The organism is Amycolatopsis sp. cmx-11-32 (assembly GCF_047608695.1).
Classification (GTDB): Bacteria; Actinomycetota; Actinomycetes; order Mycobacteriales; family Pseudonocardiaceae; genus Amycolatopsis.
Genome location: NZ_JADNQN010000005.1, coordinates 34,600 through 59,535 on the forward strand (window position 1 = coordinate 34,600; position 24,936 = coordinate 59,535).

Annotated in this window: 24 protein-coding genes; 17 read left to right on the plus strand and 7 right to left on the minus strand. The window is 69.1% G+C overall.

Translation table 11 applies throughout. The features are described from left to right. Positions 1–4: 4 nt before the first annotated feature. Together ACM6LR_RS16255 and ACM6LR_RS16260 are read right to left on the minus strand one after the other, a co-directional pair. Positions 5–415, minus strand: a complete 411-nt coding sequence (locus ACM6LR_RS16255) for a hypothetical protein (RefSeq protein WP_414938558.1) — start codon at positions 413–415, stop codon at positions 5–7. Positions 416–476: 61 nt separating this feature from the next. Next, positions 477–893 carry a hypothetical protein gene (locus ACM6LR_RS16260; protein ID WP_414938015.1) on the minus strand — a complete coding sequence of 139 codons (417 nt, stop codon included), beginning with the start codon at positions 891–893 and terminating at the stop codon, positions 477–479. A 95-nt stretch (positions 894–988) separates the two neighbouring features. On the opposite strand from ACM6LR_RS16260, the gene ACM6LR_RS16265 reads away from it, so the two are divergent. The 4 genes from ACM6LR_RS16265 to ACM6LR_RS16280 are packed head-to-tail and all read left to right on the plus strand — an operon-like array spanning position 989 to position 5,283. Then, positions 989–1,612, plus strand: coding sequence for a cytochrome c oxidase subunit 3 (locus tag ACM6LR_RS16265; protein ID WP_414938016.1), 624 nt, complete (start codon positions 989–991; stop codon positions 1,610–1,612). Between the two features lie 55 nt (positions 1,613–1,667). Beyond that, positions 1,668–2,489, plus strand: a complete 822-nt coding sequence (locus ACM6LR_RS16270) for a c-type cytochrome (RefSeq protein WP_414938017.1) — start codon at positions 1,668–1,670, stop codon at positions 2,487–2,489. Then, complete coding sequence (locus tag ACM6LR_RS16275; RefSeq protein ID WP_414938018.1) at positions 2,486–3,619, plus strand: ubiquinol-cytochrome c reductase iron-sulfur subunit; 1,134 nt, start codon at positions 2,486–2,488, stop codon at positions 3,617–3,619. Before ACM6LR_RS16270 ends, ACM6LR_RS16275 begins: the two co-directional genes overlap by 4 nt. Continuing rightward, positions 3,616–5,283, plus strand: a complete 1,668-nt coding sequence (locus tag ACM6LR_RS16280) for a cytochrome b (RefSeq protein WP_414938019.1) — start codon at positions 3,616–3,618, stop codon at positions 5,281–5,283. The genes ACM6LR_RS16275 and ACM6LR_RS16280 overlap by 4 nt, the downstream gene beginning before the upstream one ends. A 75-nt stretch (positions 5,284–5,358) precedes the next feature. Here ACM6LR_RS16280 and ACM6LR_RS16285 read toward each other — a convergent pair whose 3' ends face one another. Together ACM6LR_RS16285 and ACM6LR_RS16290 are read right to left on the minus strand one after the other, a co-directional pair. Continuing rightward, the gene (locus ACM6LR_RS16285; RefSeq protein WP_414938020.1) at positions 5,359–5,643 is read right to left on the minus strand and encodes an Lrp/AsnC family transcriptional regulator; all 285 of its coding nucleotides are present in this window, start codon (positions 5,641–5,643) and stop codon (positions 5,359–5,361) included. A gap of 39 nt (positions 5,644–5,682) precedes the next feature. After that, positions 5,683–7,401 carry a DEDD exonuclease domain-containing protein gene (locus ACM6LR_RS16290; RefSeq protein ID WP_414938021.1) on the minus strand — a complete coding sequence of 573 codons (1,719 nt, stop codon included), beginning with the start codon at positions 7,399–7,401 and terminating at the stop codon, positions 5,683–5,685. A gap of 96 nt (positions 7,402–7,497) precedes the next feature. Between ACM6LR_RS16290 and ACM6LR_RS16295 the strand changes: the two genes are divergently transcribed. The 4 genes from ACM6LR_RS16295 (at position 7,498) to ACM6LR_RS16310 (ending at position 12,022) form a co-directional block, all read left to right on the plus strand. Further along, positions 7,498–8,886, plus strand: coding sequence for an NYN domain-containing protein (locus ACM6LR_RS16295; RefSeq protein WP_414938022.1), 1,389 nt, complete (start codon positions 7,498–7,500; stop codon positions 8,884–8,886). A 161-nt stretch (positions 8,887–9,047) separates the two neighbouring features. Further along, the gene (locus tag ACM6LR_RS16300; RefSeq protein ID WP_414938023.1) at positions 9,048–9,290 is read left to right on the plus strand and encodes a hypothetical protein; all 243 of its coding nucleotides are present in this window, start codon (positions 9,048–9,050) and stop codon (positions 9,288–9,290) included. A gap of 444 nt (positions 9,291–9,734) precedes the next feature. Further along, complete coding sequence (locus ACM6LR_RS16305) at positions 9,735–10,787, plus strand: C40 family peptidase (RefSeq protein WP_414938024.1); 1,053 nt, start codon at positions 9,735–9,737, stop codon at positions 10,785–10,787. Between the two features lie 77 nt (positions 10,788–10,864). Beyond that, positions 10,865–12,022: a glycosyltransferase family 4 protein gene (locus ACM6LR_RS16310; protein WP_414938025.1), complete on the plus strand. Its 1,158-nt coding sequence runs from the start codon at positions 10,865–10,867 to the stop codon at positions 12,020–12,022. A gap of 6 nt (positions 12,023–12,028) precedes the next feature. Here the strand turns inward: ACM6LR_RS16310 and ACM6LR_RS16315 are convergent, their stop codons facing one another. Next, positions 12,029–12,652, minus strand: a complete 624-nt coding sequence (locus ACM6LR_RS16315; protein WP_414938026.1) for a uridine kinase — start codon at positions 12,650–12,652, stop codon at positions 12,029–12,031. A gap of 124 nt (positions 12,653–12,776) precedes the next feature. Between ACM6LR_RS16315 and ACM6LR_RS16320 the strand changes: the two genes are divergently transcribed. The 9 genes from ACM6LR_RS16320 to ACM6LR_RS16360 all read left to right on the plus strand — a co-directional run bounded on the left by ACM6LR_RS16320 (position 12,777) and on the right by ACM6LR_RS16360 (position 23,391). After that, positions 12,777–13,130 (plus strand): SRPBCC domain-containing protein, encoded by a 354-nt coding sequence (locus tag ACM6LR_RS16320; RefSeq protein ID WP_414938559.1) that lies wholly within the window; start codon positions 12,777–12,779, stop codon positions 13,128–13,130. A 98-nt stretch (positions 13,131–13,228) separates the two neighbouring features. Further along, positions 13,229–14,509: an adenosylmethionine--8-amino-7-oxononanoate transaminase gene (locus ACM6LR_RS16325; protein WP_414944048.1), complete on the plus strand. Its 1,281-nt coding sequence runs from the start codon at positions 13,229–13,231 to the stop codon at positions 14,507–14,509. 238 nt (positions 14,510–14,747) lie between these two features. Beyond that, entirely contained in the window at positions 14,748–17,006 is a 2,259-nt protein-coding gene (locus ACM6LR_RS16330; protein ID WP_414944049.1) for a bifunctional SulP family inorganic anion transporter/carbonic anhydrase, read from the plus strand. Positions 17,007–17,241: 235 nt separating this feature from the next. Next, positions 17,242–19,440, plus strand: coding sequence for a SulP family inorganic anion transporter (locus ACM6LR_RS16335; protein WP_414938560.1), 2,199 nt, complete (start codon positions 17,242–17,244; stop codon positions 19,438–19,440). Positions 19,441–19,522: 82 nt separating this feature from the next. After that, on the plus strand, positions 19,523–20,239 hold the full coding sequence (gene bioD, locus ACM6LR_RS16340; RefSeq protein ID WP_414938561.1) for a dethiobiotin synthase: 717 nt from the start codon (positions 19,523–19,525) through the stop codon (positions 20,237–20,239). Positions 20,240–20,323: 84 nt separating this feature from the next. Beyond that, a complete protein-coding gene (bioB, locus tag ACM6LR_RS16345; protein WP_414938029.1) occupies positions 20,324–21,340 on the plus strand; it encodes a biotin synthase BioB in 1,017 nt (338 codons plus the stop codon). Next, positions 21,327–21,530: a hypothetical protein gene (locus ACM6LR_RS16350; RefSeq protein WP_414944050.1), complete on the plus strand. Its 204-nt coding sequence runs from the start codon at positions 21,327–21,329 to the stop codon at positions 21,528–21,530. The genes bioB and ACM6LR_RS16350 overlap by 14 nt, the downstream gene beginning before the upstream one ends. Before the next feature lie 160 nt (positions 21,531–21,690). Then, entirely contained in the window at positions 21,691–22,296 is a 606-nt protein-coding gene (locus tag ACM6LR_RS16355) for a DUF2567 domain-containing protein (protein ID WP_414938031.1), read from the plus strand. 45 nt (positions 22,297–22,341) lie between these two features. Next, on the plus strand, positions 22,342–23,391 hold the full coding sequence (locus ACM6LR_RS16360) for a M48 family metallopeptidase (protein ID WP_414938032.1): 1,050 nt from the start codon (positions 22,342–22,344) through the stop codon (positions 23,389–23,391). 57 nt (positions 23,392–23,448) lie between these two features. Here the strand turns inward: ACM6LR_RS16360 and ACM6LR_RS16365 are convergent, their stop codons facing one another. Together ACM6LR_RS16365 and ACM6LR_RS16370 are read right to left on the minus strand one after the other, a co-directional pair. After that, on the minus strand, positions 23,449–24,165 hold the full coding sequence (locus ACM6LR_RS16365; protein WP_414944051.1) for an LON peptidase substrate-binding domain-containing protein: 717 nt from the start codon (positions 24,163–24,165) through the stop codon (positions 23,449–23,451). A 40-nt stretch (positions 24,166–24,205) separates the two neighbouring features. Beyond that, entirely contained in the window at positions 24,206–24,841 is a 636-nt protein-coding gene (locus ACM6LR_RS16370) for an NUDIX hydrolase (protein ID WP_414944253.1), read from the minus strand. Between the last annotated feature and the right edge of the window lie 95 nt (positions 24,842–24,936).

Consider the following 24,936-nt stretch of genomic DNA (forward strand, 5'->3'; position numbering starts at 1 on the left):
CGGCTCAGCCGTGCACGGCCGGCACTCGCCGGGCGCGCAGCACGTCGGCGACCGTCTCGGCGGCGGTCAGCGGGTCGAGCGGGTGGACCAGCACCGCGTCGGCCTGTGACCAGGTCGCGAGCCAGCGGTCGTCCTTGCGCCGCACCGACACCACGATCGGCGGACAGTTCTCGATCTCGTTCTTGAGCTGGCGGGTCAGCCCGATACCGCCGGTCGGCTGCGCCTCCCCGTCGAGGATGGCCAGGTCCACGTTGCCCGCGTCCATCTCGACGAGCACCTCGGAGATGCCGGACGCCTCGGTGTAGTCCACCCGGCCGAGGTCGGCGGCGGGACGGCGGCCGACGGCGTTGATGATCGCCTCGCGCACCTCCGGCTTGTGGCTGAACACCAGGATCCGCATCGCCTGCTCGCCCATGAGCGCGCCTCCGCCTCGTCTAGTCATGTCGACCCCGCGATGTTATCCGCCATGACCGACATCACGTGTACCGCCTCGGAAGCTGAAGCGCGTCCCAGCCCAGTGAATCGCCGCCGAGCCGCTGCGCGAGCCCCGCCATCCGCGACCGTTCCTGCGCGCAGTGCAGCGCGTCGAGGGTCTGGACGCGCAGTGCGTGCGCCAGTGTGAGGTCGCCGTCCGGCCCCTGTTCTCGCAGCTCCCAGCCGTCCTGAGCGAGGATCACGGTCGCCTCCGCCACCTTTTCAGGCGGAAGTTTCAAGTGGTGGCGCAGGATCGCCGGTGCTTCGGCGACCCAAGCGGGTGATCTCGCCAGCACCGAAGAGTCCGCCTCGGCTGGTTCGAAGGCCTCCGCGACGACCTCCACGCCGGGCGTGTCGACCGTCAGACCTGGGAGGTTCGGCTTCTTGACCAGGTCACGAAGCCGATCTAGTAAACCCATGAGTAGCCCTGTTCCCTCTTTCGTTCAGATGTGACCCGACACGCACGCGACTTGCCGTGGACCCACCCGGCGGGCGCCATGCGTGAGAGGACATAATGCGATGCGTGACAACGGCAGCTCCCACCATCAGCCAGCGGGTCCACTCGCTGAACCGGCCGAACATGGTCAGTGTCGGCACCATCGTGTGGCTGTCCAGCGAACTGATGTTCTTCGCCGGACTGTTCGCCATGTTCTTCACCGTGAAGGCGCAGAACGCGTCCGGCCAGTGGCCGCCGCCGCTGCACGGTGAGCCCTTCCACCTGAACATCGCGCTGGCGATCCCGTTCACCGTGATCCTCGTGGCGTCGTCGTTCACGTGCCAGTTCGGCGTGTTCGCCGCCGAAAAGGGCGATGTGTTCGGCCTGCGCCGCTGGTACATCATCACGTTGATCATGGGCGCGATCTTCGTCGGCGGTCAGGGCTACGAGTACGTCAACCTGATCCACGAGGGGCTGACCATCCCGTCCGGCGCGTATGGAACGGTCTTCTACCTCGCGACCGGGTTCCACGGCCTGCACGTCATTGGCGGGCTCGTCGCGTTCGTGTACCTGCTCATCCGCACCAAGCTGAGCAAGTTCACCCCGGCCCAGGCCACCTCGGCGATCGTCGTGTCGTACTACTGGCACTTCGTCGACATCGTGTGGGTGGGCCTGTTCGCGGTGATCTACATCCTTCCGTGATCGAAGCCCCCACCACGACCTATCGGCCTGAACTGACAGCAAGGGTTGCCGCAAGATGACCTCCAGTAAGGACAAGACGGAGCGCCGCCGATTTCGCGCGCGGTCCAAGCTGCACCGGCGGTTCGCCGGCGCGCTGGCACTCGGGATCGCGCTGTTGAGCGTGGGCGGGCTGTACGCCGTTTTCGCACCGGAGCCGCAGACCGCGCGGGCGCAGGGCGAGTCCGCCCTCCTGCGCGAGGGCGAGAAGCTCTACAACAACACGTGTATCGAATGTCACGGGCCGAAGCTCGAAGGTGTCACCGACCGTGGCCCGAGCCTCATCGGCATCGGCGACGCGGCCGTGTACTTCCAGACCTCGACCGGTCGCATGCCCGCGGTGCGCCAGGAAGCCCAGGCGCAGCGGAAGCCGCCGAAGCTGTCCGAGGCCGAGATCAACGCGCTGGGCGCCTACATCCAGGCCAACGGCGGTGGCGTGCAGCGTCCCACCGAGAAGGGTGACGCGCTGCGCGGCGAGGACGTCGCGCGCGGCAGCGAGCTCTTCCGCCTCAACTGCGCCTCCTGCCACGGCTTCACCGGCCGTGGCGGCGCGCTCTCGTCGGGCAAGTTCGCCCCGAACCTGGACCCGGCCACGGAGGAGCAGATCTACACCGCGATGCTCACCGGGCCGCAGAACATGCCCAAGTTCTCCGACCGGCAGCTGTCGCCGGAGGAGAAGAAGGACATCATCGCGTTCGTGAAGTCCGTGAGTGACGGGAAGAACTCCCCCGGCGGTAGCTCGCTCGGCGGACTTGGCCCGGCCTCGGAGGGCGCGATCGCGTGGATCGTCGGGATCGCCGCGCTGATCGGCGTGACGTTGTGGATTGGATCGAAGGCATGAGCGCCGAAGGGCCGAAGCCGCCGACAGAGGCGGAGTTGGCGGACATGGATCGCGACCAGCTCGTCAAGCTGGGTACCGCCCTCGACGGGGTCGAGATCGTGGAGTACCCGAAGCCGTGGCCGGTCGAGGGGACGCGGGCGGAGAAGCGCGCAGAGCGTGCCGTCGCCTTCTGGTTCGTGCTGGCCGCGTTGTCCGGTCTCGCGTTCGTGGTCCTCCTCGCGTGGCCGCACTGGTTCGAGTACAAGGAGCCGGGCAAGACCGGCTACACCATGTACACGCTGTACACGCCGCTGCTCGGTGTCACGCTCGGCTTGGCCGTGCTCGCCATCGGCATCGGCGCCGTCCTCTACACCAAGAAGTTCATCCCGGCCGAGGTCGCGGTGCAGGAGCGTGGGGACGGCGGGTCGAAAGAGGTCGACAAGGCCACCATCCTCGCCCAGCTGGCCCACTCGGGCAGCGACAGCACCATCGCGCGCCGGTCGCTGATCAAGCGGTCCGCGGGCGCCGGCGCCGGTGTGCTCGGCCTCGCCGTGGCCGCCCTGCCGGTGGCGTCCTTCATCAAGGACCCGTGGAAGGACACCGAGGGCCGCGACTCGCTGTGGCACTCGGGCTGGAAGAAGAACTTCCCTGAAGAGGTCGTCTACCTGCGCCGCAACACCGGCCGCCCGCACGAGGTCTCCCTGGTCAGGGTCGAGGACCTCGACGCGGGTGCCATGGAGACGGTGTTCCCGTTCCGCGAGTCCGAGCGGGAGGACGAGCACGCGCTGTCGGCCGCCTTCAAGCGGGTCGACAACCCCGTCATGCTGATCCGCCTTCGCCCCACCGACGCCGCCAAGGTCGTCAAGCGGGCGAACCAGGAGGATTACAACTTCGGCGACTACTACGCGTACACGAAGATCTGCAGCCACGTCGGCTGCCCGACCTCCCTGTACGAGCAGCGGACCAACCGCATCCTCTGCCCCTGTCACCAGTCGCAGTTCGACGCGCTCCACTACGCCAAGCCGATTTTCGGTCCGGCGACGCGGCCGTTGGCCCAGCTTCCGATTACAGTGGACGAAGAGGGCTTTCTGATCGCGCGCGGAGACTTCAACGAGGCCGTCGGACCGGCCTTTTGGGAGCGTAAGTCATGAGTTCACTCACCACCCCGACGAAGGGGACGAACCCGGTCGAGAAGGCCGCGGGTGCGGGTGCCAAGTGGGCCGACGACCGGTATCACCTTGCCAAGGGCATGCGGCACCAGATCAACAAGGTGTTCCCGACCCACTGGTCGTTCCTTCTTGGCGAGATCGCGCTCTACAGCTTCATCATCCTGCTGCTGTCGGGTGTGTACCTCACGCTGTTCTTCGACCCCTCCATGGAGGAGGTCGTCTACAACGGCAGCTACACCGGCCTGCAGGGCGTCGAGATGTCGCGGGCTTTCGCGACCACGCTCGACATCTCGTTCGACGTCCGCGGCGGTCTGTTCGTCCGCCAGCTGCACCACTGGGCCGCGCTGATCTTCGTGGCCTCGATGATGGTGCACATGTTCCGGATCTTCTTCACCGGCGCGTTCCGTCGCCCGCGTGAGGCGAACTGGGTCATCGGCGCGCTGCTGCTGGTCCTGGGCATGTTCGAGGGCTTCTTCGGCTACTCGCTCCCGGACGACCTGCTCTCCGGCACCGGTATCCGCGCGACCCTGTCGGGCATCGTGCTTTCGGTGCCGGTCATGGGCACCTGGATCCACTGGGCGCTGTTCGGCGGGGAGTTCCCCGGCAACGAGATCATCCCGCGCCTGTACACGATCCACATCCTGCTGCTGCCGGGCATCATGCTCGCCCTGGTGGGCGCGCACCTCGCGCTGGTCTGGTACCAGAAGCACACGCAGTTCCCCGGCGTGCGCCGCAAGGAGACGAACGTTGTCGGCGTCCGCATCATGCCGGTCTTCGCGCTCAAGGGCGGTGCGTTCTTCGCGCTGGTCACCGGCATCATCGCGCTGATGTCGGGCCTCTTCCAGATCAACCCGATCTGGAACATCGGCCCGTACAACGCGGCGCAGGTCTCGGCGGGTTCACAGCCGGACTGGTACATGGCCTGGGCCGACGGCATGCTGCGGATCTGGCCGGCTTGGGAGCTCTACCTCGGGAACTACACGGTCCCGGCGGTGTTCTTCCCCGGCGCGGTCGGGATGCCACTGCTGATCGGGTTGCTGGTGATGTATCCGTGGATCGAGCGAAAGCTGTCCAAGGACACCGCGCACCACAACCTGCTGCAGCGTCCGCGCGACGTCCCGGTCCGGACTTCGCTGGGCATCATGGCCCTGACGTTCTTCGCGGTCATCATGCTGTCGGGCTTCAACGACATCATCGCGTTCGCCTTCGACATCTCGCTGAACGCGACGACGTGGGCGGGCCGGATCGGTGTGCTGCTGCTGCCGCCAATCGCGTACTACCTCACCTACCGGATCTGCCTGGGTCTCCAGCGGGCCGACCGCGAGGTGCTGGAGCACGGTGTCGAGACCGGCATCATCAAGCGCCTGCCGCACGGTGAGTTCATCGAAATCCACCAGCCGCTCGGCCCGGTGGACGGCCACGGCCACCCGCTGCCGCTCGAGTACCAGGGCGCGTCGGTGCCGAAGAAGATGAACAAGCTCGGCTCGGCCGGACACGCCGTCGCGGGTTCGACCTGGTCGCCGGACCCGGTCGAGGAGACGACCGCGCTGGAGCGCGCCCGGTCCAACGGGCACGGCAACGGCAAGGTCGACGACATCGGCGGCGAGCCCTCGGCGGAGCGCAAGGAGATCACCTCCGGGCACTAGCCCGTCAGAAGTACAGGAAGGCCCCCTTACTCGCGCCTGGCGCGAGTAAGGGGGCCTTCCTGTACTTGGGGACGCTCAGGCGCCCTCGACGCCGATGTCGAACGCGGACTCGCTGTCGGCCTTCGAGTACGAGCGGAACGCGATGTGCGTGACCGTGCTCAGCACACCGGGGGCCTTGCCGATCTTCGCCGGGATCAGATCCGCGAGGTCTTCGTGGGCCGCGACCCGGACCGAAGCGATCAGGTCGACGTCGCCCGCGCAGGAGTAGACCTCGCGGACGCCCTCGATGTCCGCGATCGCCTGTGCCGCCTCGGGGATCGCATCGGCTTCGACCTGGATCAGCACGATCGCGGTGATCACTACAGCGCCTCCTACTTGCGGGAATCCGGTGCCGCGATCCTAGCTCGCGACCCGTTCCAGTGCCGTCGCACTCGCCGCCAGGTCGAGCCACTCCTGCCAGCCGCCCGCGACGGCCGCCTCCGCCCACGGGTGGGTGGTGCGCACGAGCCGGACCCCGGGCCGGGTCAGCCAGCGCAGCAGGATGCGGACCTCCTCCGAGATCGCGCCGAAGAGCGGGCCGGGACCGGGGAGCACCGTCTCGGCCGAGGCCACCAGCAGCTCGACCACCGGCATCGGCGGCACCCCGCGCCGCGCGACGCCCGCCGACGCGAGCCTGCCGTACCGGATCACCGCCAGTTCCCAGCCGCCCTTCCCGTCCGGTCCGGCGGCGATCAGCTCGGGAATGCCCGCCAGCGCCGACAGCCGGTGCGCCCGGCCGACCGCGCGGATCAGCCCGGCCAGCTGATCGCGATGCTGGGCCGCCTGTTCGAAGTGCTCCGCCGAGGCGAGCCGGGCGAGCTGATCGGCGGCGGCCCGCAGCGGCCTGCCGTCCGTCCCGGCGATGAGGCCGGACACCGCCAGCACACCGGGCCGGTACGCCTCGACCGTCTGCAGTCCCGCGCACGGCGCTCCGCAGCGGCCGAGTTCGGCGAGGACGCAGGGCTTGCCGCTCGGCGCGGCGGCCGAGATGCGCTGAGTGCACGTTCGCAGCCCCGAGGCACCGGCGAGGGTGTCCGCCGCGGAGCGGGCGTCCGTCTGGCTGCGAAAGGGCCCCAGCATCCCGTCTCGCGGCATGCGGACCACCGAGAGGCGGGGGAACGCCTCCTCGGTCAGCGCGACCCACCAGGCGTGCCGTGGGTTCTTGGAACGGCGGTTGTACATCGGACGGTGGGCGGCGATCAGCCGCAACTCCCGGACCGCGGCCTCCAGCGCGTGTGCGCACTCGACCGCGTCGACCCGTTCGGCGAGCGCGACCATCTCCCGGATCCGGCCCCGGCTCTCCGAACCGGTGAAGTACTGCCGGACCCGGCGGCGCAGATCGGACGACGTCCCGACATAGAGGACTTCGTCGCTGGGGCCGCGGAACAGGTACACGCCGGGCCTCGACGGCAGGTGTTCCGCGAGCGAACGTTTGCGCCGCTGGGCCGGGGTGACCTCGGGCAGGTAGTCCTGCAGTTCTTCGAGCGTGTGGACACCGACGTTGCCGACGCGTTCGAGCAGCGCGTGCAGGACGTCCACGGTGGCGCGCGCGTCCGCGAGCGCGCGGTGGTTGGGCGTCGTCCTGGCCCCGAACAACGCGGCCAGCGCGGAAAGCCGGTAGCTGGGCGTCTCGTCCCGGGAAATGACCCGGCGGGCGAGCCGGACCGTGCAGACGACGGCCGTCTTCGGCCAGTGGTAGCCGTGCCCCTCGCAGGCCGCGCGCATGAACCCGGTGTCGAAGGGGGCGTTGTGCGCCACCAGTACGGCACCGGAGATGAACTCGAGGAACGCGGGCAGCACGCGTTCGATGCGGGGAGCGTCGTAGACCATCGCGCTGGTGATGCCGGTGAGCTCGACGATCTGCGGCGGGATCGGCATCCCCGGGTTGACGAACGTGGCGAATTCGCCGACGATTTCGCCCGCCCGGACCTTGACCGCGCCGATCTCGGTGATCCCGTCCGGGCCGGGTTTCGTCCCCGTGGTCTCCAGGTCGAATACGACGAAAGTGGTGTCCCGCAAGGGTGTTCCGAGTTCGTCGAAGGCGAGTTGTGCCGCCCCCGGCCGCCGTCCGGTGTCCATGATCGGGCACAGTAGGGGTGGGCACCGACAATCTCACGATCCGCGCACGGTGTCCCGTCGAGCGCGCCCCGAGCCGGTGGGGCCTACGCTGGAGCGATGCAACCGCAGCCCGCAGTGCCCGAACTGCCCGAGGACGCCACTGGCGGACCCTCGGGTGTCGTGGCGTCGGCGGGTGGGGCGGAGCCGTCCGAAGAGGTGCCTGCCGAGGGCTGGACCGCTCTGCCGGAGACCGTGCGGGAGCGGATCGCCGAGCTGGCGGCCGCCGCCGTCGGCAAGCTGCCGGTCGCCGACGTGCCGAGGCAGCTGCGCCCGGTCGCGAAGTTCGCCCCGGCGAAACGCGCGAAACTCGGCGGGACGGCGCTGATCGCCGCGCTGGGGGAGTCGTCGCAGTTCCGGGTCGCGGTCACCGAATGGCTGCGCGAGCACCGCAAGGACGCCCTCGACCCGAACGACTCCGATTCCGTCACCGCCGCGGCCGCCGCGGTACTGCTGGGCGAGGCTGGCGCGGCGGGCCGGGTCCGGCTGGTGGCGAAGAACGCCGAAGAAACGGCGTTGCGTGCCGAACGCGACGCCGCACTGGCGCGCAACCAGCGGCTCGAGACCGAACTGGCCCAGCTTCGCGAAGAGTTGCGCGAGGCCAAGGAGATCGCCGCTGGCGCGCGGGGCGAACGTGACGCCGAGGTCGAGAAGCTGTTGAAGCGCCTGCGAGAGCAAGGTGTCCAGCTTCGACAGGCCAAGGACGCGGTCGCCGATGTCCACGCTCGAATGGAGAGTGGCGGCGCCGAGCGCGCCGAAGAGCTCAAGGCACTGAAGGCCCAGTTGGACCGTGAGCGGCAGCGGGTCGCCACCGAGCGGGCGCGAGCGGAGAAGGCCGTCACGGACGCCGAGATCGCCCGTCAGTCCGCGCGCGAGGCGCGTCAGGCCGACGAGGTCCGGCTCGGGCTGCTGCTGGACACGATCGAGGGTGCCGTCGGGGGGCTCCGCCGAGAGCTCTCGGTGAGTGCGCGGGGCCAGCGTCCGGCGGACATGGTCCGCGGCGCGACGTCGGGCCTGGGGGCGGGCGGCAGGATCCAGGACGTCACCGCGCTCGACAGGTACCTCGCGCTGCCCAACGTGCACGTGATCGTCGACGGCTACAACGTCACGAAGACCGGTTATCCGGAGCTGGCGCTCTCCGACCAGCGCGACCGGCTGATCCACCAGCTTTCCGCGCTGGCCGCGCGGACCGGCGCCGAGGTGACCGTGGTGTTCGACGGCGCCGGTGTGCTCTCCGTGCCCGCGGCGGTGCCGCGCGGGGTGCGGGTGCTGTTCTCCGACCGCGGCGTGCTCGCGGACGACGTCATCCGGGCCCTGGTTGCGGCCGAGCCGCCAGGGCGGCCGATGGTGGTCGCGAGTACGGACCGGGCGGTGGCGGACTCGGTGCGGCGGAAGGGCGCGCACCCGGTGCCTTCGGCGGTTCTGGTGTCGAGGCTCAGCCGGGTGTAGCGGCTCGCGCGTGGCCGAAGGGGACTTTCCCCGCGTGCCATGCGGGGAAAGCGCCCTTCACCGCGTGAGACGCGGGGAGAGTCCCCTTCGGCCGCCTGGCCCGAAACTGTCGGTGGTCGCTCTTAATGTGCACCTCACCACTGAAAGTGAGGAGCCCTGAGATGGACGACAAGGCCATCGCCGATATAGCGGACATAGAGACGTTCGTCATCGATTGTGACCGCTGCGCGGTCCGCGGTGACGCATGCCATGACTGCGTCGTCAGTGTCCTTTTGGGCGCGCCGCCGTCGCTCGAATGGGACGCCGACGAGCGGAAGGCGGTCGACGCGCTCGCGGAGGCCGGGTTGGTCCCCCACCTCCGGATGGTCGAAATCGTTGGTCAGGAGCGCCGGATGTCGGCCTGAGACACGCCACGACCGTGGCGTTCGGCGAGTGGTCGATCCGATCGGGTGAACGGTAGGTAGTCGCGACCAGCCCCAGGATGTAACGCCCGTCACAACTTTCCGCTCATGCTGGTCCGAAGGTGTTTCGGCGCATCACGGAGAGTTTTTGCCCCCGCCATGGTGGACGCGGTGCCTGAGGTTTCGTAACCTGTCCGAGATCTCGTGGCCGGAAGTCGTCGCCAGATGACGACACGGGATCGCCACTGAAGCAGCTTTGTCGGGGAGCTGCACCAGAACCAGCCGTGCGCCAAACTTGTTGCGATAGCACTCGGTCAGGCGCAAGGCGGGGACGCGGAGAGCCGCGCGGGCCTCACGGCCGGCGACGCGGCTCCGCGGAAGAGGGCCCCCGACCTCTTCGTCCCGGGTTTCGGTAGGTGGCCGACAGCAAAGGAGACACGCGCGACCGTGCAGTCGCATCCAGTCAAGCGTGTGGTGTCAGGAGCTTTGGCCGCGGCCGCGGTGATCACAGCCGTAACGGTCGCCCAGCCTGCCGCCACTGCCGCCCCAGCCCCCGCCCCCCAGCAGCCCCCGTCCGGATCGGACGCGCTCGCCAAGTACCGCGATCTCGCGGCACAGGCCGAGAAGGCAAACGAAGACCTCCTCAAGGCGAAGGACGATCTCGCCGCGAAGCAGGGTGAACTCGACAAGGCCACTTCGGACGCGGCCGCCGCCAAGGAGACCGGCGTCAAGGCGGCCGGTGACGAGAAGACGTTCCAGGCCGAGGTCAACAAGTTCGCCGGTGCGTCGTTCACCAGCGGTGTACAGCTGAACAAGCTGTCGTCGCTGCTGTCGGGCGCGTCGACCCAGGACTTCCTGGAGCGCTCCTCGGCGCTCGAGGTCCTCGCCGCGAACAAGAACACCGCCCTGAACAACCTGAGCGGCGCTGTCGCCCAGGCCGCGGCCGCCGCGAAGCAGGCGTCGGACGCTCAGGGCACGGCCACCGCCGCTCGTGACACCGCCGCCAAGCTGACGACGGACATCGAGGCGCGCCAGAAGACGCTGAACGACCAGCTCAAGGAGATCGAGCGGGCCAGCGGCAACCTGAGCACCGCGGACAAGGCCGCCCAGAAGGACAAGGGCGGCGCGTTCCCCAACCTGCCCGCCCCGGGGCCCGCCGCCGCGTCGGCCCTCTCGGCCGCGAAGAGCAAGCTCGGCAGCCCCTATGGCTGGGGCGACGTCGGCCCGTCGTCGTTCGACTGCTCGGGTCTGATGCTGTGGGCGTACAAGCAGGCGGGACTCACCCTGCCGCGGTCCAGCCGTCAGCAGTCCACCTTCGGCGCCCCGGTGGAGCGCTCGCAGCTCCAGCCGGGCGACCTGGTGTTCTACAACTCACCGGTCTCGCACGTCGGCATGTATGTCGGCAACGGCATGATGGTGCACGCGCCGACCACCGGTGACGTCGTCAAGGTGTCGCCGCTGCAGAACAACTACGTCGGGGCCCGTCGCCCGACGGCCTGACGAACAACGAAAAGGGGCGGTACCGCGCTGGCGGTGCCGCCCCTTTCGCGCGCGGAGGGCCAAGTAGCCTTGCAGGGGTGCTGAGGACCCTGCTGGTGACCAACGACTTTCCGCCCCGGCCGGGCGGCATCCAGAACTACCTGAACTCGCTGGCCACCCGCCTCCCCGCGGACGACCTCGTCGTCTACGCCCCGTCTTGGGAATCGAGCACCGGCTCGCACGACGAGTTCGACGCCGCCGCCCCGTTCGAGGTGGTGCGCCATCCGACGTCTCTGATGCTGCCGACACCGGACGTTCTCAAGCGGGCCAAGGAGATCATGCGGGCCCGTGACTGCGAGGCCGTCTGGTTCGGTGCCGCCGCGCCGCTCGCGTTGCTGGGGCATCCGCTGCGGTCGGCGGGCGCACGCCGCGTGCTGGCGTCGACGCACGGCCACGAGGTCGGCTGGTCGATGCTGCCGGGGTCACGGCAGGCGTTGCGGCGGATCGGCGACACCGTCGACGTGATCACGTACGTCAGCAAGTACACGCGGTCCCGTTTTTCGGCCGCTTTCGGCCCGATGGCGGGTTTGGAAATGCTCCCGTGCGGTGTCGACACCGCGCTCTACCGTCCGGATGCCGCCGCGGGCGAGGAGATCCGTGACCGGCACGGTCTCGGCGACCGTCCGACGATCGTCTGCGTTTCGCGGCTGGTGCCGCGCAAGGGCCAGGACATGCTGATCAAGATCCTGCCCGAACTCCGCAAACGGATCCCGGACGTGGCGCTGCTGCTCGTCGGCGGCGGCCCGTACCGCAAAACGCTGCACGGGCTCGTCGACGCGCTGGGTGTCGAGGACAACGTGGTCATCACCGGATCGGTGCCGTGGAAGGAGTTGCCCGCCCACTACAACGCGGGCGACGTCTTCGCCATGCCCGCGCGGACGCGCGGAAAGGGGCTCGACGTCGAGGGCCTCGGCATCGTGTACCTGGAGGCTTCGGCGACCGGGCTGCCGGTCGTCGCCGGGAATTCCGGCGGTGCGCCGGAAACGGTGCTGGACGAGGTCACCGGGCACGTCGTCGACGGCCGTGACGAACAACAGTTGAGAGAGACGCTGGCCGCGTTGCTTGCCGATCCGGTACGGGCGCGGCGCATGGGGGCCGCCGGCCGTGAATGGGTCGGCGAGAACTGGCGGTGGGACACCATGGCGAGCAGGCTTTCCGGCCTGCTCGACGGCGACCCGGTCGCGGCCGTGCGCTGAGCGAGGTCAGGGTTCGTAGCGCGCCGGATGGTTCGGGTCGTCGACGCGGATCACCACGTCGGACAGCGCAGCCGGGTCCACTTCCTGTTCGTAGCGCTCGTAGGCGGGCAGAGCCCATGCGTCGGGTACCCGGCGCTTGAGCGCGGCGGGCGAGAGCCACAGGTGCACGCTCAGGTCGAAAACGAGCCCCGCGCCGAACAGGAACTCGCCGTCCACCAGGACGATGCCGCCCTCGGGCAGATCGACGCGTTCGGCGCGGGTGGCGCGATCGCGGACCGGGTCCCACAGCGAGGGGAGGACCCGGCCGCTGCCGCCCTCGGCGAGCGGGTCGAGCACTTCGCGGCGCAGGGCACCGAGGTCGAGCCAGTCGCTGTAACGCGAATCCGGGTCCTCCTTGCCGCGTTCGAAGCGCAGCGAGGCGGGGCGTAGGAAGTCGTTCGCCGAGATCCGCAACGCCGCGTGACCGGCGACCCGCAGGGGATCGACCAGTGCGTCGGCGAGTGCCGTGGTGTCGGTCGCACCGGCCGCGCCGTCGATGGCGACCGCGATCCGGCGGCGACCCGTGATCGCCGTGACGCGTTCGGTCAGTTCGGAGACCAGCAGAGCGGGAGAAATCGGACGGTAGCGCACAGAAAGAGATCCTCCACCCGGGCCGGTGACTGTCGCACGGTACACCCGGTGGGATGATGGGCCGGTGACGAAAGCAGTGGCCAAAACAGCCGGAAGTGGTTGGCAGGTAGGCGTTTCCCAAACAGTGCCGTACAGCGGCGCGCAGGTGTGGGACTTCCTGGTCGGACGCGAAGGTGTGGAGATCTGGCTCGGGCCGGGTACCGAACTCGGCCACGCGCTGGGCACGGCGTACGAGACGGCGAACGGGACGACCGGAGAGATCCGCGCCCGTACAGAGGGCGACAAGCTCCGGCTGACCTGGCGGCCGAAGGACTGGGACCACGATTCGACCCTGCAGATCACGGTGAGCGGCACCGAACAGAAGAGCACGCTTCGTTTTCAACAGGAGTGGCTCACGGGCACCGACGAGCGCGAGGAACAGCGGGCATACTGGACCGACGTGACCGAGCGGGTAGTGGCCGCGCTGGCCGAACGCTGACCCGGAAAACTTGCGCTGGCGGGAAAGCGCCCTGGTCCACGGCCGCGAAACGCTCCCTGTGCCGCTGCGCTGAGAAAGGCGTGTCGTAGGGTCGCGGCATGGACGCCGCCGAACTCCTCGCGCTCGACGCGGAACACGTCTGGCACCCGTACGGGCCGATGCCGAGCCCGATCGATTCCCTGCTGGTCCGTGCGGCGAGCGGCGTCCGGCTCACCCTCGACGACGGCCGTGAACTGGTCGACGGCATGTCGTCTTGGTGGGCGGCGATCCACGGCTACCGGAACCCGGTGCTGGACGCGGCGCTGGCCGATCAGGCGGGCCGGATGAGCCACGTCATGTTCGGCGGGCTCACCCACGAACCGGCCATCATCCTGGCCAAAACCCTGGTGGACCTCGCCCCGGACGGGCTGCGGCACGTTTTCCTGTGCGACTCCGGGTCGGTGTCGGTCGAGGTCGCCGTCAAGATGTGCCTGCAGTACTGGCAGTCGGTGGGGCGTAAGGAAAAGCGGCGCCTGATGACCTGGCGCGGCGGCTACCACGGCGACACGTTCACGCCGATGAGCGTCTGCGACCCTGACGGCGGGATGCATTCGCTGTGGCGCGGGATCCTGCCGGACCAGCTGTTCCTGCCCAAGCCTCCCGGTGGTTTCGGCGACGAGCCGGACCAGGCCTACCTCGACCTGCTCGCGGCCGAAATCGAGCGGCACGCGGGAGAACTGGCCGCGATCATCGTCGAGCCGGTCGTGCAGGGCGCCGGTGGCATGCGGTTCCACCCGCCCGCGTACCTGCGCGCGCTGCGCGAGATCACCGAGGCCAACGACGTCCTGCTCATCTTCGACGAGATCGCCACCGGCTTCGGCCGCACCGGCACCATGTTCGCCGCCGAGCACGCCGGCGTGACGCCGGACGTCCTGTGCCTCGGCAAGGCGCTGACCGGCGGTTACCTCACGATGGCGGCGACGTTGTGCACGCCGGAGATCGCGAACGGCATTTCGCGCGGGGAGCTGCCGGTGCTGGCACACGGTCCGACGTTCATGGCGAACCCGCTGGCCTCGGCGGTGGCCAACGCTTCCCTGGGGATCCTCGCCGAAGGCGGCTGGAAGTCCGATGTCCCGCGGATCGAGGCCGCGCTGAAAGCCGGGCTCGAACCCGCTCGCGAGCTGTCCTCGGTCGCCGATGTCCGGGTGCTCGGCGCCATCGGCGTGGTGGAACTGGACCATCCGGTCGAAATGGCGGTGGCGACCGAGGTCCTCACGGCGAACGGGGTCTGGCTGCGGCCGTTCCGGAACCTGATCTACACGATGCCGCCCTACATTTCCGGCGCGGACGACCTGGCCGCGATCACTTCCGCAATGGTCGCGGCCGCGCGAAAAGCGTAAAACGGCCAGGTTCACCGCAAAGAGTGTGACCGTAGCCACAGGAAACCTGGAAGGCCACGCTGGGTACAGAGCGTGGTCGCGGGTTGATCATGGTCAGGCGAACGGGCGAGTCCAAACGGGACGTTTAACGGCGAGTTTGTCGCGAAAGTGCGGTATGCCCTAGTTCCCCGGCGCACAAGCAAACCTGAGAAACCTTTGCGTAGCGGACTTTTGCGCGCCGATCCGGTTTCCTGCCCCCATGATCGACATCGTTGGTGACGAGCACGACACCGGGCCTCCGGGCCGCCGCAATTCCACCTTGACCCTCCTGAAGAATCTCCGCCACGACATCCCGGCTTCGGTCGTCGTCTTCCTCGTGGCCGTCCCTCTCTCCCTCGGCGTCGCGCACGCCGCCGGGGCTCCCTTGCTCGCCGGACTCGTCTCCGCCGTCGTCGGCGGACTCGTCGCGAGCCTCTTCGGCGGATCCGCCCTCCAGGTCAGTGGCCCGTCCGCCGCGTTGACCGTCGTCCTCGCGGAGACCATCGCCACCTTCGGCTGGGCCGCCACCTGCGCCATCACCGCCGCGGCGGGAGTGGTCCAGATCCTCTTCGGCGTCAGCCGCCTCGCCAGGGCCGCGCTGGCGATCTCGCCGGCGATCGTGCACGGCCTGCTCGCCGGGATCGGCCTGATCATCGTCCTCGGCCAGTTGCACGTCGTGCTCGGCGGTGCGGCGCGGGGTTCCGCGATCGCGAACGTCCTCGCGCTGCCCGGCCAGATCGTCGGCCACCACGACCAGGCCGCGCTGATCGGTGTGGTCACCGTCGGCGTCCTGCTGGCGTGGACCCGGATGCCGCGTTCGGTGCGCCGCGTCCCCGGTCCGCTGGCCGCCGTCGTGCTGGCCACCGCGCTTTCCGTCGCGGCGGGGATGGACCTGCCGCGCGTCGACCTCCCGAACGGCCTGCCAGGGCTGGGTTTCGTCCCCGAGGCGCCGTCCGGGTCCTTGGCCGCGATCACCGCGGCCGTACTCACCATCGCGCTCATCGCCAGCCTGGAAAGCCTGCTTTCCGCCCTCGCCGTCGGCAAGCTGAGTGACGGGCCCCGTACCAACCTCAACCGCGAACTGATCGGCCAGGGCCTGGCGAACGTCGCCGCCGGGTCGCTCGGCGGCTTCCCGGTCACCGGCGTCGTCGTGCGCACCATGACCAACTTCGAAGCGGGCGCCCGCACCCGGATGTCGGCGATCCTGCACAGCGCCTGGATTCTCGGCTGCTGCCTGTTCCTGGCGGGCACGCTGCGGCTGATCCCGCTCGCCGCCCTGGCCGGGCTCCTCGTCTACGTCGGCGCCAAACTGGTCAACGTCACCAGCCTCCGTGAGGTCCGCCGCCACGGTGACCTGCCGGTCTACCTCGCGACCCTGGTGGGCGCGGTCGTCGTCAACCTGCTCACCGGGGTCGCCGCGGGGATCGCGGTGGCGCTCGTGCTCATGCTGCGCCGGATGCTGTTCTCCGGTATCCGCATCGAACCGGACGGCGCGCGGACCCGTGTCGTCATCGAAGGCGCGCTCACTTTCCTTTCCGTGCCAAGGCTCACGACCGTCCTGGCCAAAGTCCCCGAGCGTTCGGAAGTGACGCTGGAACTCTTCGTCGACTACCTCGATCACGCCGCTGTCGACTGCCTGCGCGGCTGGCAGCGCGCCTATGAGCGGGCCGGGGGTGTGGTGGTCGTCGACGAGATCGGGCATCCGTGGTTCGGACGCGGCAAGGCGGGCGTGCCGACCGTGCGGCGCGGTGTCGCGTTCAAGGTGGTGCCGCGCTGGCTCGCGCCGTGGTCGGAATGGCAGGCTGAGCATCTCGAACTGCCGAGCCAGCGCGTCGGCAGTGTTCCGTTGTGCCGAGGTGCTTCGGAGTTCCAACGACGGACCGCGCCGCTGCTGCGGCGGACCTGGGACGGGCTGGCGAACGGCCAACGGCCGCATACGCTGTTCGTCACCTGCGGCGACGCGCGGATCGTGCCGAACCTGATCACCACCAGCGGGCCGGGGGACCTTTTCACGGTGCGGAACATCGGAAACCTCGTCCCGCACGCCGGCGTCGAAGCGGATTTCTCCGTGGGGGCGGCGATCGAGTACGCCGTCGGCCTGTTGCGCGTGCGAGAAGTGGTGGTGTGCGGGCATTCCGGCTGCGGAGCGATGAAGGCGCTGCTCGGGGACGCGCCCACCGGGCTCGCGCGACTCGGCGGCTGGCTACGCCACGGCGAGGAGACGTTGCGGCGCAGGGAAACCGAAGGCCCGGTCCTGCTCGACGGCGCCCGTCCCGACCACGAGGCCGATCGGCTCGCCCTGCACAACGTGGTACAGCAACTGGAAAACCTGCGCTCGTACCCGGTCGTCGAGGCCGCGCTGGCACGGGGTGAACTCCGGCTCACCGGCATGTACTTCGACGTCGGGAAGGCGAACGTGTACCTGCTCGACGCGGCGCACCGGTCGTTCACTTCGGCCGCTTCGCCGGTGAAGTCCTAGCCCGCTTCACGCGCCGTGAAGGACTCCTTGAGGGACCCAGAGTCCCTCAAGGAGTCCTTCACGGACTTGCGGCACGCGTCATGCACACTTCCCAGCATTTGGGAGCCTGTATGGCTTTTTGCAACGCGTGTGACATCTCCAGGCAACGAAAGAACGCAAAAGTGGGCTACGACACCCGCTTGATGGGTAATGTTCACTCGATCAGGTGGTGCATATCGGACAATTCACCGGTTGCATGGTGATCATGAGCCGACCACTAACCGTGCTTCGTCACGACCTGCCCGCCTCGTTGGTGGTGTTCCTCGTCGCCGTCCCACTTTCGCTCGGGATCGCTCTCGCGTCCGGAGCGCCGATCGTCGGCGGGCTGATCGCGGCCGTGGTGGGAGGTGTGGTCGCCGGCGCGCTCGGCGGCTCCCCGCTTCAGGTCAGCGGCCCGGCCGCCGGCCTGACGGTGATCATGGCCGAAACGATCGCGACCTTCGGCTGGAAGACGACCTGCGCGATCACCGTCGCCGCGGGGGCGCTCCAGATCCTGCTCGGGCTGAGCCGCATCGCCCGTGCGGCGCTCGCGATCTCGCCCGCCATCGTGCACGGCATGCTCGGCGGCATCGGCGTCACCATCGTCCTCGGCCAGCTGCACGTCGTACTGGGCGGATCCGCGCAGAGTTCCGCGCTCAAGAACATCGCCGAACTGCCATCGCAGGTCATCGGCCATCACGACACGGCCGCGCTGATCGGCGTGCTCACCATCGGCATCCTGCTGCTGTGGCCGCGGCTGCCCAAGTCTGTCCGGAAGACCCCGGGCCCGTTGGCCGCCATCGCGCTGGTGACCGTGCTGTCCGTGACCACCGGGATGACCCTGCCCCGCGTCGAACTACCCGGTGACCTGCTCGTCATCCGTTTCGCCCCCGAACTCCCGGACGGCGGCTGGGGCGCGTTCGCCCTCGCGGTCATCACCATCGCCTTGATCGCCAGCGTGGAAAGCCTGCTGTCGGCCGTCGCGGTCGACAAGATGCACACCGGGCCGCGGTCGAACCTCGACCGCGAACTGATCGGCCAGGGCGCCGCGAACATGACCTCCGGCGCGCTGGGCGGCCTCCCGGTCACCGGCGTGATCGTCCGCAGCTCGACCAACGTCGCCGCGGGTGCCCGCACCCGCACGTCCGCGATCCTGCACGGGGTCTGGATCCTGGTGTTCGTCGCGGCGTTCGCCGGGCTGATCCAGAACATCCCGCTCGCCGCGCTGGCTGGCCTGCTCGTCCACGTCGGCGCGAAGCTGGTGAACCCCGGCCACATGAAGCAGGTCTTCAAGCACGGTGATCTGGGGCTGTACCTGCTGACCCTCGCCGGTGTCGTCGTTTTCGACCTGCTCACGGGCGTACTGCTCGGCATCGCGCTGTCGGTGCTGCTGATGCTGCGGCGCACGGTGTGGTCCGGAATCCGCGCCGAACGCGATGGTGACGAATGGCGCGTCGTCGTGGAGGGTGTCCTGACGTTCCTTTCGGTGCCGAGGCTCAGCCGGGTGCTCGCGACCGTTCCCGACGGTGCGAAGGTGACTTTGGAGCTGATCGTCGATTACCTCGACCACGCCGCCTTCGAAAGCCTCTCGAACTGGCAGCAGGGGCACGAGCGCACCGGCGGCGAGGTGATCGTCGACGAGGTCGGGCATCCGTGGTTCGCCAACGGCAAATCCGGCGATCCCACCCTGACCAGGACGGACGCGGTGCGTTCGGTGCCGAGGTTCCTCGCGCCGTGGTCCGACTGGCAGGCCAAGGACGTCGAGGTGCCCGGTCAGCGTGGCGGGCCGACGCTGCGCGGGGCGACGGAGTTCCAGCGGCGCACGGCCGCGCTCATGCAGCCCGCGCTCAGCAAGCTGGCGGGTGGCCAGTCACCGCACACCCTGTTCATCACCTGCGGTGACGCGCGGATCGTGCCGAACATGATCACCACGAGCGGTCCCGGCGACCTGTTCACCATCCGCAACATCGGGAACCTGGTGCCCGCCCGGCAGGCCGACCCGTCGATGGGCGCCACCGTCGAGTTCGCCGTCGGCGTGCTGAAGGTGCGCGAGATCGTGGTCTGTGGGCACTCCGGCTGCGGTGCCATGCAGGCGCTGGCCACCGGCGCCCCCGACGGCGCGCCGATGCTGACCTCCTGGCTGCGGCACGCCGAGCCGAGCGCCAAGCGCAGGATCTCGGTGACCCTCGACGGCGAACGCCCGGACACCGAGGTCGACCGGCTGGCGTTGCAGAACGTGCTGCAGCAGCTGGACCATCTGCGTCACTACCCGTTGATCGCCGACGCGGAGGAACGCGGTGAACTGCACCTGACCGGGATGTACTTCGACGTCGGGGCAGCTCAGGTCTACCTGACCAACGACGGCAGCCCGGCTTTCGCCCCCGGTGGAGTGGTCTCCTTCAGCCCGATGAAGTGAGACCACCAAGCCCGGACCCCGCCCCGCCCCCACCCTCGACGGAAGGGTTTCGCCCCGCAGACTAGATTCAACCCACGTGAGCATGCTGGTCATGACCGGCACCGGTACGGGTGTCGGCAAGACGATCACCACCGCCGCCATCGCCGCACTGGCCGCCGGGCAGGGCCAACGCGTCGCCGTGCTGAAACCGGCGCAGACCGGAGTGGGGCCGGACGAGCCCGGCGACCTCGCCGACGTCCTTCGGCTCGCCGGTCCGGTCACTACCCGTGAACTGCGGCGATACCCGGATCCGCTGTCGCCGGAGGCAGCCGCCAGGCTCTCCGGGCTGCCGACGCTTTCCCCGAGTGAGATCGCCGCTTCGGCGAGCGAGCTCAACGGCGGGCACGACCTCACCCTCATCGAGGGCGCGGGCGGCTTGCTGGTCCGGTTCGACGCCGAAGGGGCCACGCTGGCCGATGTGGCGTGGTCGCTCGGCGCGCTGGTCATCGTCGTGGCCGAGGCCGGGCTGGGCACGCTCAACGCGACCGCACTGACCGCCGAGGTCGCGACCAGACGCGGGCTCACCGTGGCCGGGGTGATCATCGGCTCATGGCCGGAGGCCCCGGACCTCGCGGCGGTGTCGAATCTGCAGGACCTGCCGGTCGCCGCCGGCGCCCCGCTACTGGGCGTGCTGCCCGCCGGGCTGGGCACGGCCGAGCCCGAGGAGTTCGCCGCGCTGGCCAGGGCGGGTCTCTCGCCGTGGTTCGGCGGGGAGTTCGACCCGGAATGCTTCGTCGGCCGCGCGTCGGCCCAGAAGTGATCTGCGTCGCTGTGGCCGAGCGGTCCCGTCGTGCACGATGATGTGCCTTCGCTTTGATGCCCCACCCCGAACAGGAGCCGCCTCGTGACCACAGCCCCGGAGACCGTCGACATCCTCGCCGTGGCGCGTGACCAGGTCCTCGAGCGTGGCGTCGGACTCGGCGAGGAGCAGATCCTCGACGTCCTGCGGCTCGACGACGATCACCTGACCGACCTGCTGGCGCTGGCCCACGAGGTCCGGATGCGCTGGTGCGGCCCCGAGGTCGAGGTCGAGGGCATCATCAGCCTCAAGACCGGCGGCTGCCCGGAGGACTGCCACTTCTGCTCGCAGTCCGGCCGGTTCCCGACGCCGGTGCGTTCGGCGTGGCTGGACATCCCCGGCCTGGTCAAGGCCGCGCGTCAGACCGCCGAGACCGGCGCGACCGAGTTCTGCATCGTCGCCGCCGTCCGCGGCCCCGACAAGCGGCTGCTCTCGCAGGTCCGCGAGGGGATCAAGGCCATCCGCGAGGACGGCAACGACATCCAGATCGCCTGCTCGCTCGGCATGCTCACCCAGGAGCAGGTCGACGAGCTCGTCGAGATGGGCGTGCACCGCTACAACCACAACCTGGAGACCGCGCGGTCGCACTTCGCGAACGTCGTCACCACGCACACGTGGGAAGAGCGCTGGGAGACCCTGCGCATGATCCGCGAAGCGGGCATGGAGGTCTGCTGCGGCGGCATCATCGGCATGGGGGAGAGCATCGAGCAGCGCGCCGAGTTCGCCGCACAGCTGGCCGAGCTGAACCCGGACGAGTGCACGATGAACTTCCTCATCCCGCAGCCGGGGACGCCGTACGAGGGATACGAGGTCGTCGAAGGCAAGGACGCGCTGCGCACCGTGGCCGCGTTCCGGCTGGCGATGCCCCGCCCGCTGCTCCGCTTCTCCGGTGGCCGGGAGCTGACGTTCGGCGATCTGGGCACCAGGCAGGGCATGCTCGGCGGCATCAACGCGATCATCGTCGGCAACTACCTGACCAACCTCGGCCGCCCGGCCACCGCGGACCTGGAGATGCTCGACGAGCTGAAGATGCCGGTGAAGGCGATCAGTGACGTCCTCTGACCGACCGGCGTTCTGTGTCCATTGTGGACAGCCATCCGACGGCGGCGCGGAACATCCCGCTTGCCACAACCCCAGGACGGCACTCGAACCGCCGCGCTACTGCACGTTCTGCGCGCGGCGGATGGTCGTCCAGATCACCCCGGTCGGCTGGACGGCCCGATGCAGCCGTCACGGCACGGTAGCCGGCTGAGCCTTCCCGCGTTTCGTCCTCTGGTTGCGGTAGTTGCGCGTGCATCTACCGCAAGTAGAGGACGAATTGCGGCCGGGGGCGCGACTCGGTGCCAGGGTTGTGTGCGCTGAGGGCGTCATTGGTTACGCTCTGCACAAGCTGCGTGAGGGAGGAGTCCGGGTTGGGCGAGACGTCGGGCAAACCGGCACACCTGTCCTCCAGTGTGCCCGACCCCTGGTCGGTGCCCGTGCTGCCGAAGCCGCGCCGCCCGCATCCCAAGGTCGTGATCAAGGCCGACCTGCTCCCGGCGATCAGTGTGCTGTCCACGGCCGGGCTGCTCGGTTTCCCGCTGGCCTGGCTCTGGGCGCGGCTCGCGCCGCCGCAGCGCATGCGGGTGGTCAACGACCGCGGTGGTCTCACGCCGCTGGAGCTGGAGAGCTGGCACCGCTTCGACGACCTCGCCATCTACGGATTCCTCGCGCTCGGCGCCGGGCTGCTGATCGGCATCGTGACCTGGATGCTGCGGGAGCGCCGCGGCCCGGTCGTGCTGATCGCCGCGACCGGCGGCGCGACCCTGGCGGGCTGGCTTGGCACCACGATGGGTGTCGCGTTCGCCAACGGCCGCTACGAGATCGCCGCGGCGCCCGCCGTCGGCGACGTCATCACGAAGGCGCCGCAGATCGAGTCGGTCTGGATCATGCTCGCCGCGCCGTTGATGACCACACTGGCGTACACGCTGCTCACCGCGTGGAACGGCAGAGAAGATCTGGGTCGCCGCCTCGGCTGAGCGTTTTCCTCTAGGGTGGACGGGGACTTCTCTAGGGGGCATTTCTTGACTGACGACATCGAGGTTTCCCGGCACAACGCCGTCCGTTTCCCGGGCATCAGCCCACGCGCCTACGAACATCCCGTCGACCGCGGCGCGCTGGCCACCCTGCGCGCGGTTCCCGGGTTCGCGCAGGTCGTGAAGGCGGTCTCGGGCTTCTACGCCGAACGCGGTGAGCGGCTCATGGCGCTCGCGTCCGGGATCCGGGTCGGTCCGAAGCAGTACCCGGAACTGGACAAGATCCGCAACGAATGCGCCGAGACACTCGACCTCGACCGCGTGCCGAATCTGTTCGTCGCCCGCAGTCCCGAGGTCAACGCGCAGACGATCGGGATGGACGAGCCGTTCATCGTGCTCAACACCGCGGCCGTCGAGGCGATGGACCTGGCGTCGCTGCGGTTCGTGATCGGGCACGAGATGGGGCACGTGCTGTCCGGGCACGCGGTGTACCGCACGATGATGATCCGCCTGATCGGCCTGCAGATGTCGATGTCGTGGACGCCGGTGAGCGCGATCGGCATCCGCGTCGTCATCGCCGCGCTGCGCGAGTGGTACCGCAAGGCCGAACTGTCCTGCGACCGCGCCGGTCTGCTGTGCTCGCAGGACCCGACCGCGGCCCTGCGGTCGCAGATCCTGGTCGCGGGCGGCATCGACCCCTCGAAGATCGACATCCCGGCGTTCCTGCAGCAGGCGGCGGAGTACGAGTCGGTCGACGACATCCGTGACAGCTACTTGAAGCTGCGCTACGTCGAGACGATGTCGCATCCGCTTGCCGTCGTGCGCGCCGCGCAACTGCAGAAGTGGGCCGCTTCGGAGGAGTACCGGGCGATCCTGGCGGGCGAGTACCCGCGCCGCGACGCCGACGCGCCATCCTCCACCTGGACCGACGATCTGAAGTCGGCCGCGAAATCCTACAAGGATTCCTGGAACAGCTCGGCCGACCCGCTGACGAAGGTGTTCAGCGACGTCGGCGAGGCGGTGTCCGGGGCGGCGGGCAAGGTGTGGAACAAGTTCGGCAACGGTTCCGGCGAGGAAGCGAAAGAGTCCGGCAAGTAGTGGATCTCGTGAAGTGGTAGGGACAACTCTAACTGTCCTTACCACTTCACGAGGGTTTCAGTTCAGGTTCGACGGGCGGGGGAACTCGCCGAGTTCCCCCGGCGGCATCGGCACCGCGCCGAGGGTGTTCAGGAACCCCGCCTCCCGCGTCAGCAAACGGCACGCGATCCGCAGGCGCCGCAACGGATTGGTCTCCTCCAGCAGGCGCTGCCGGTCTTCCAGGGGGAGCAGGCAGTCCGCGGTGAGGCGGTAGGCGAGTGCGTTGATGTCGCCGTCATCGGGTGGTGTGGTCCAGTCGTCGGCATGCCAGGCGGACTCGCAGTAGCGCCGGTGCGCGGCCTTCGCGACGTCGGCGAGCCTGGCGACGGTTTCGCCGTGCACCGAGGCCACGCGGACGTCGGGCACCCACTCGATCGAGCCGATCAGGTACGGCGCGGAAACACGGTCGATCTCGAGCAGCCGGAACCGGCGCCGTGCGGTGGTGACGACGTCGAATCTGCCGTCAGGCAGCCGTTTCGCCTCGCGCAGCACCGTGGTGCAGCCGACCTCGTGGACGTGCTCGGGCCCGCTCACCTCCCTGATCATCGCCGTCCGCAGTGCGATGACCCCGAACTCGCGGTCCGGGACGACGTCGCCGACGAGGTCGGTCATCAGTTGCCGGTATCGCGGTTCGAAAATGTGCAGAGGAAGGTGTGTCCCGGGCAGAAGCACGGTCTGTAGCGGGAACAGCGGCAAGATCGCCTTCCTGGTGGACTCATCGCTCGGCTCGGTCACCCGTTCAAGGTACGGGCACGGCACGCACTTCGCAGGACGGTCACTTTCCGGCGGGCGGGCGGAACACCGCGAACGGGTCGGTGATCTGCATCCCCTTGCCCGCGAAGGAGAAGAGGGCCGCGGGCCGCCCGCCGCTGCGCCCGGGCGGCGCGGTGCGCCCGGTGGGGAGGAGCAACCCTCGCCGGGCGAGCACACGCTGCAGGTTCGTCGCGGACACCCGGTAACCCAGCGCAGCCGAGTAGAGACCCCGTAAAGCCGAAACGGTGAACTCTTCCGGGGCGAGCGCGAACCCGAGATTCGTGTAGCAGAGCTTCGACCGGAGCCGGTCCCGCGCGCGCAGCACGATGGACTCGTGGTCGAACGCCGTCCGCGGCAACTCGGAAACGTCGTGCCACTCGGTGTCTTCCGGGATCTCGGGGTCCACATCGGACGGTACGAGGCCGAGGAACGCCGTCGCCACGACGCGTGGACCCGGTACCCGGTCCGGCGCGCTGAACACGGCCAACTGCTCCACATGCTTCAACTGGCGTACGTCGACCTTCTCCGCGAGCTGCCGCCGAATGGACGCCTCGACGTCTTCATCCGGACGCAGCCTGCCGCCGGGAAGGGACCAGCGGCCCAGATGTGGATCGAGCGCGCGCCGCCACAGCAGGACCCGGAGTGTGTCCGAGCGCACTTGCAGTACCGCTCCCAAAACCTCGTGGGCGAGGGGGGTCTGGGTGTTAAGATGACTTCGCACGGTTTTCGATTGTAAGGCGAAAACCGACAGTG